Genomic DNA, 4,296 nt, shown 5'->3' with positions numbered 1-4,296 from the left:
GAACATGAGCCGCTGCAGCGCCTGCGCGTGCGCGACCGGTTCGCCGCCCTGTACGCCGACGAGGGCGCGGTGCTGACCTCGGCCGGGGAGGCGGCGGGGATCGACCTGTGCCTGCACATGATCCGCCGCGATCACGGCGCGGCGGTGGCGGGGGACGTGGCGCGGCGCACGGTGGTGCCGCCGCACCGCGACGGCGGGCAGGCGCAGTTCGTCGCGCGCCCGCTGCCCGGGCCGGGGGACACCTCGACGGCGCCGGCGCGGGCGTGGGCGATGGAGCACCTGGACCGGCCGCTGACGCTGGCGCAGCTCGCGGCGCGCTCGTCGATGAGCGTGCGGACGTTCACGCGCCGGTTCCGGCAGGAGACGGGGGTGTCGCCGCAGGTGTGGGTGACCGGTCAGCGGGTGGAGCGGGCGCGGCGGCTGCTGGAGGAGACCGCCCTGCCGGTCGACGCGGTCGCGGTGCACGCGGGCTTCGGGACGGCGGCGTCGCTGCGGGCGCACCTGCAGGCGGCGGCCGGGGTGTCGCCCACCGCCTACCGGGCCACGTTCCGCGGCCGCCGACCCCCCGCGGGCTAGGCGTGTTCGGCGTCGAGTTCGACGGGTTCGGCGATGACGTCGACCATGGCGCCGTTGCGCAGCACGGTGATGGGCAGGGGACGCCCGATCGCCTCGGCGAACATGAGCCGCTGCAGCGCCTGCGCGTGCGCGACCGGTTCGCCGCCGGCGGTGAGGACCAGGTCGCCGCCGCGCAGCCCGGCCCGGTCGGCGGGGCTGGCGGGCACGACCTCGGCGACGCGCAGCGCCTCGTCCTGCCCGGTGCGGGCGCGCAGCGCGGCGGGGACGGGGACGGGCGCGGCGGCCAGGCCCAGGAACGCGCGGCGGACGCGGCCGTCGCGGATGAGGGCGCCGATGATGCGGCGGGTGGTGGCGTTGATGGGGACGGCCAGGCCCAGGCCGATCCCGGCGACGGCGGTGCTGACGCCGACGACGCGGCCGCGGGAGTCGGCGAGCGCGCCGCCGGAGTTGCCGGGGTTGAGGGCGGCGTCGGTCTGGATGACGTCCTCGATGACGCGGACGGCGGTGCCGGTGCGGGTGGGCTGCGAGGTCGGCAGGGACCGGCCGAGCGCCGACACCACCCCGGCGGTGACCGACCCGGTGAGGCCGAGGGGGTTGCCGACGGCGACGACGAGCTGCCCGACGACCAGGGCGTCGCTGTCGCCGAGGGTGACCGGCCCGGGGACGGGCCCGTCGGCGCGCACGACGGCCAGGTCCGACAGCGGGTCGGTGCCGACGACGGTGAACGCGCCGCCGGCGCCGCCGGCGAACGCGGCCTGCCCGCCGGTGGCGCCGCCGACGACGTGGGCGTTGGTGAGCAGGAACCCGTCGCCGGTGAACACCACGGCCGATCCGGCGCCCTCGCCGCGGCGGCGCCGGACGCGCAGCGCGGCCACGCGCGGGGTCAGCTCGCGGGCGACGGCGGACACGACACGGGAGTAGGCGTCCAGCGGCGGGCCGCCCTCAGGGGGATCGGGGATCATCGCACCTCCCGGATGATTACATGGTTACACGGTAACCGGTGAAGGGGAAGCGGTGTTCCCGCACGCCCGCCCGGCGGGACGCGATGCCGCAGCCCTGCCACGCCCCCGTTCAGGCCCGTCCCGGGTCAGCGCAGGGTGGACAGGCCGCCGTCGACGTGGACGACCTGCCCGGTGACGTAGGACGCGCGGTCCGACATCAGGAACACCGCCACGTCGGCGACCTCCCACGCGCTCCCCTGCCGCCGCATCGGGATGAGCCCGGCGACCCGGTCGCGGCCCTGGTTCCCGGCCGACGCGGCGCGTCCCATCACGGTGTCGATGAGGCCGGGCGCGACCACGTTGGCGCGGACGCCGCGCGGGGCGCCCTCGGCGGCGATGTGGCGGACCAGCCCCGCCAGCCCGGCCTTGGACGCGTCGTAGGACGGCGACCGCGACCCCGGCTTGGTCCCCGCCAGCGACCCGATGAACACCAGCGCGGCGCCGGCGTCCAGCGCCGGCATCGCCGCCTTCCCCACCAGGAACGGGGCGCGCAGGTTGACCTGCAGGACGCGGTCCCAGTCGGCCAGCGCCGTGCCCGCCAGCCCGTACCCGACGCCGATCCCGGCGTTGAACACCACCCCGTCCAGCCCGCCGAGCCGCTCGGCGGCCTGCGTGACGACCCGGTCGCAGGACTCGGGGTCGGTGACGTCGGCGACGGCGACGCACGCGTCCCCGCCCTCGGCGGCGATCATCGCGGCGGTCCGCCCGGCGGCGTCCTCGTCGACGTCGGCGCACGCCACCCGGGCGCCCTCCCGCGCGGCGGCGATCGCGATGGCGCGGCCGTTGCCGACCGGCGGGTCGGGGTCGTCGCTGGGGCTCGTGCCCGCGCCGACGACCAGGATCCGGCGTCCGGGCAGCAGGCCGCCTCCGGCGGGAAGATCGGGCATGACCGGCACCGTAGCCGACACCGCCCGCCGCCGCCCAGACCCGGACCGCCGCGGCGGCGGCCGGACCGCGCGGCGGCTAGGGTGCGGGCATGGGCAGCGTCGCGGGGACGGCCGGTGATCCGGTGACGGGTGAGCCGGTGACCGGTGATCCGGTGGTGGTCGAACGCGCCGCCGGCGTCGGCGGCGAGCTGGTGCTGCGCCGCGCCGGCGCCGACTACGAGATCATCAGCAACGGCGTGTTCCTCATGGACACCCGGGGCGGCGCGTCCGAGCGGCTCCTGGTCCGCGCCGCGGTGGAGGGCCTGGACGGGCCGGTGCGGCTGCTCATCGGCGGCCTGGGCGTCGGGTTCTCCCTGGCCGAGGCCCTCGCCCTCCCCCAGGTCGCGCACGTCACCGTCGTCGAGCGCGAGCCCGCCGTCATCGCCTGGCACGCCGCGGGCCCGCTGCGGCCCTGGTCGCGCGGCGCGCTCGGCGACCCCCGCGTCACCGTCGAGCACGCCGACCTGCTCGACCACCTCGCCGGGCCCGCCGCCGGCGCGGGCGGCGACGCCGGCGGCGGGCGGTTCGACGCGCTGTGCCTGGACATCGACAACGGCCCGGACTGGACGGTCACGCCCGGCAACGCCCGCCTGTACTCCGCCGCGGGCCTGGACCTGCTCACCCGGCGGCTCACCCCGCGCGCAACCCTGGCGGTGTGGAGCGCGAACGCCGCACCGGCCTTCGAGGCGCTGCTGCGGGAACGGTTCGCGCGGGTGCGGGTGCGGGCGGTGCCGGTGCCGCGCGGCGAACCCGACGTCGTCTACCTGGCGAGCGGGGCCCCGGCCGCCCGGTGATGGCGTCAGGTGAGGGCGTCAGGTGAGGGCGTCCGGGCGCGCCGCCAGACCAGGGGCGTGCCCGTTCCCATGGACCGCGTGATCCGACCCGGAAACCCGATTCGCTACATTTCGGCCTGACAAAACCTTTTTGGGAGGATCTGTGGCTACTGCCCACGCAGCCCAGCGGCACCCCGCCGTCCTGGGCGACCTGCTGCCCGGTTCCCTGGCCCGCGACGCCGCGCTCGTCGCCGGCGCCGCCGCGTTCGTCGGCGTCGCCGCGCAGATCGCCGTCCCGCTGCCCGGCACACCGGTACCGGTGACGGGGCAGACCTTCGCGGTGCTGCTGGCGGGCGCCGCCCTCGGCCCCGCCCGCGCCGGCCTCGCCATGCTCATGTACCTGCTGGCCGGGATGGCGGGCATGCCCTGGTTCACCGACGCCGGCTCCGGCACCGGCGTCCCCACCCTCGGCTACGTGATCGGGTTCATCGCCGCCGCGGCCGCCGTCGGCGCCCTGGCCCGGCGCGGCGCCGACCGCACCCCCCTGCGGACCACCGCCACGATGCTCGCCGGCACGCTCATCATGTACGCGGCCGGCGTGCCGTACCTCATGGCGTCCCTGCACATCGACCTCGGCGCCGCCCTCGACCTCGGCGTCACACCCTTCCTGGCCGGCGACGCCCTGAAGGTGCTCCTGGCGGCCGGCCTGCTCCCGGCGGCATGGAAGCTCACCGGAACCGCCCGCGGCCGCTGACCCCGGACCGGCTCCCTCCCGTCCGCCCCGGACCCGTCCGTCCCGCGCATGGGCCCGGGACGGACGGGCATGAGCACACAGACGAACACGGCACGGCGCGGCGCATGTGGCGCACAACTCACCGCCCACCCCGCCCCACCCGTTGAACAGGTTCAAATCTGTCGTACAGTGGCTTGCGTGAAGCTCGCCGTGACAGCACCGGACCGCCTGTCCGTCCGCACCGTCCCGGTCCCCGACCCGGGCGACCTCATCGCACGGCTCCCACA

The 4,296-nt window shown here is 77.1% G+C and carries 5 protein-coding genes; 3 read left to right on the top strand and 2 right to left on the bottom strand.

The window, feature by feature from the left end; genetic code table 11:
- On the top strand, positions 1-576 hold a 576-nt coding region (locus E1285_RS43555), incomplete at its 5' end, for a helix-turn-helix domain-containing protein (RefSeq protein WP_132160768.1).
- On the opposite strand, the gene E1285_RS43550 is transcribed toward E1285_RS43555, so the two are convergent.
- The gene (locus E1285_RS43550; protein ID WP_132160767.1) at positions 573-1,538 is read right to left on the bottom strand and encodes a trypsin-like peptidase domain-containing protein; all 966 of its coding nucleotides are present in this window, start codon (positions 1,536-1,538) and stop codon (positions 573-575) included. The two genes, E1285_RS43555 and E1285_RS43550, sit on opposite strands and share 4 nt — an antisense overlap.
- A gap of 125 nt (positions 1,539-1,663) precedes the next feature.
- Entirely contained in the window at positions 1,664-2,464 is an 801-nt protein-coding gene (locus E1285_RS43545; RefSeq protein WP_165967026.1) for an SDR family oxidoreductase, read from the bottom strand.
- 89 nt (positions 2,465-2,553) lie between these two features.
- Here E1285_RS43545 and E1285_RS43540 point away from each other — a divergent pair, with 89 nt between their 5' ends.
- Together E1285_RS43540 and E1285_RS43535 are read left to right on the top strand one after the other, a co-directional pair.
- On the top strand, positions 2,554-3,297 hold the full coding sequence (locus tag E1285_RS43540) for a spermidine synthase (protein ID WP_132160765.1): 744 nt from the start codon (positions 2,554-2,556) through the stop codon (positions 3,295-3,297).
- A gap of 142 nt (positions 3,298-3,439) precedes the next feature.
- Positions 3,440-4,030, top strand: a complete 591-nt coding sequence (locus E1285_RS43535; RefSeq protein ID WP_132160764.1) for a biotin transporter BioY — start codon at positions 3,440-3,442, stop codon at positions 4,028-4,030.
- The last annotated feature ends 266 nt before the right edge of the window (positions 4,031-4,296 follow it).

Source organism: Actinomadura sp. 7K507 (assembly GCF_004348425.1).
GTDB lineage: Bacteria > Actinomycetota > Actinomycetes > Streptosporangiales > Streptosporangiaceae > Spirillospora.
This window is presented reverse-complemented; position numbering and strand designations above follow the sequence as displayed.

Coding starts and splice junctions, on each gene's coding strand:
- E1285_RS43545 (WP_165967026.1), bottom strand. CDS start 2,464: ATGCCCGATCTTCCCGCCGGAGGCGGCCTGCTGCCCGGACGCCGGATC.
- E1285_RS43540 (WP_132160765.1), top strand. CDS start 2,554: ATGGGCAGCGTCGCGGGGACGGCCGGTGATCCGGTGACGGGTGAGCCG.
- E1285_RS43550 (WP_132160767.1), bottom strand. CDS start 1,538: ATGATCCCCGATCCCCCTGAGGGCGGCCCGCCGCTGGACGCCTACTCC.